The sequence below is a fragment of the Roseibium sp. RKSG952 genome, assembly GCF_009711355.1.
The window spans coordinates 1-1,955 of sequence record NZ_SMMF01000569.1 but is presented as its reverse complement, the minus strand read 5'-3'; the positions used below and the strand labels follow the sequence as shown (position 1 = coordinate 1,955).

The 1,955-nt window shown below is 52.2% G+C and carries 2 protein-coding genes; both read left to right on the top strand.

The window, feature by feature from the left end; genetic code table 11:
- Window positions 1-58 precede the first annotated feature (58 nt).
- Entirely contained in the window at window positions 59-1,201 is a 1,143-nt protein-coding gene (gene repC / locus E1297_RS02365) for a plasmid replication protein RepC (protein WP_368669440.1), read from the top strand.
- 351 nt (window positions 1,202-1,552) lie between these two features.
- Window positions 1,553-1,955: helix-turn-helix domain-containing protein (locus E1297_RS02360; protein ID WP_368669439.1), on the top strand; the 403-nt coding region annotated here is incomplete at its 3' end.

Sequence of the window (1,955 nt, the reverse complement as noted above, 5' to 3'; positions counted from 1 at the left end):
CCTTGCCAGCGCGCACCTTGCGTCCCAGGAAGAGCGACCAAGTGTCTCTAAACGCGACATATCGCTTGTTCTGAAACGTGTTGCGCCGGCACTTGGGATTAGCGGCACCACCTATCATGTTTTGGATATCCTCTTGGGACTCGTCCAGGCAGATGATTTTCAAGCTGATCGCCGCCCAGTGGTTGCGATTTCCAATCAGAGACTTGCCGACTACACCCACCGTACCCCGCGGACTGTCACGCGTTGCCTGAAAACGCTTGTTGAAGCCGGAATACTTGCATATCGCGACAGTCCGACAGGCCGTCGGTATGTGTATCGCGGCAGGGGAGGGGAGCCAGAGCAAGCGTACGGGCTGGATTTCACCCCTGCGTGCCATAACCATTCCGAGTTCAAGGCTTTGGCAGACGCCTTCCAGGCCCGCGTCAAGGCACTGCAAGAGGCCAAAAGGGCAGTTAGTAGAATCTCTCGTGCGATTGTTGATCTCGTGGATGCAGCCGGAAACGGTTATCAGTTATTTGTCGATCGGGCTGCATTCGTGATTGATAAACACAAAGACGCCCCGGCAGTTGCGGCCGAGCTTTTGCAGGGGCTTTATGATGAAGCGGTAGATCACTTCAACCTTGAAAACCAAGCAAAAATGTCATGCGCGGGTGACATTGATGACGCCCTATATACTATTACAACCTTTCCCGACTCTTCAATTTGTAATGACAAGTGGCCATCCGCTAACGCGGATGAACACAATCCCAAAACTGACAACGGCTTCGCCGTTGAAATGGCTCCTGAAAATGAGCCTTGCGGAGCCGATCAAGGGACGCAACAACACAAAGAGCAAGCGGGTAAGCCCAACAATCCGCAATCCGGCCTTGATGGCGTGTCCATCGGATTGCTTAACAGCGCTTGTCCAACCGCCCAGACCGAAACCGGCCTCAGCTTTTCGACCTGGCCGGAACTCTGCGAAGCTGCCGATATGCTTCGGATGATGATCGGGCTTAGCCAGTCCGGCTATACCCAGGCCGTCCAGAGACAAGGCCGCTATCTGACCGCTGCGTGCCTCGCCGTCGTCGCAGAAAAAGCGCTCAGGGATCCGGAACAGATTTCAAACCCGGCCGGATATTTCCGCGCCATGATCGAGCGGGCGGTTGACGGCAAATTGCTTCTCGCAAAGTCATTGCACGGGCTGGCAAAGAAAAATGATTAAGTTATCCAGAAGGCGCACCCACCAAAAATAAGGGACGATTTTTCCACACTACATGGTTGGGTGAATAAAACACTTCCATCTCAAATAGTTATATGAGATGAATAGTAGCAGAGCTTCATTGCAACCTACTCAAATAAACCGCAATGAAAACTCTGCCACATTTCAGAAATGAGATGTTTAAAAATCACTCCTGATGGTTCCCTGTCAGGTTCAGCCAATGGGTATGCAGTCAAAGACCGAACGAGACAGACAACAAGGTGGTTGTTAGTCTGTGAGTGAAAAAAACACAAGCACCGAGGCGCTTTTTTTCATGTCGTAACGTCAGCTCTACATACCCAACGACATAGTTTTTTGAGGTATGCGTTGGAAGTCCTGGAATACCCGGTCGCGCAAAGGCCAGCTTACCATAATACAATCAAACGTAGTTTTTCGGGCGCGCGCGCCAAAACCGACAGACAAATTGAGCTGCCCGAAAATGTCGACCGCTGGCAGGTACTGCGCAAGATCCGAGCGGCAAGTAAACCGCTCTCTTTATCGCCGGCGCTGCTGAGATATCTGGAATTCATGATCGAACACACATTCGATTGCGATTGGACGATGGGAGCGCAACCCATTGTCTTCATTTCGGTTCAGGCAATCGCCTGGCAACTCGACATTTCCGAGCGCCAAGTAAACAACTATGAGCGGGCTCTGGCGCACAAGGGATTGATCCAATGGCGCGACGCCGTAAACCGGCGCCGGTACGGGAAGCGCT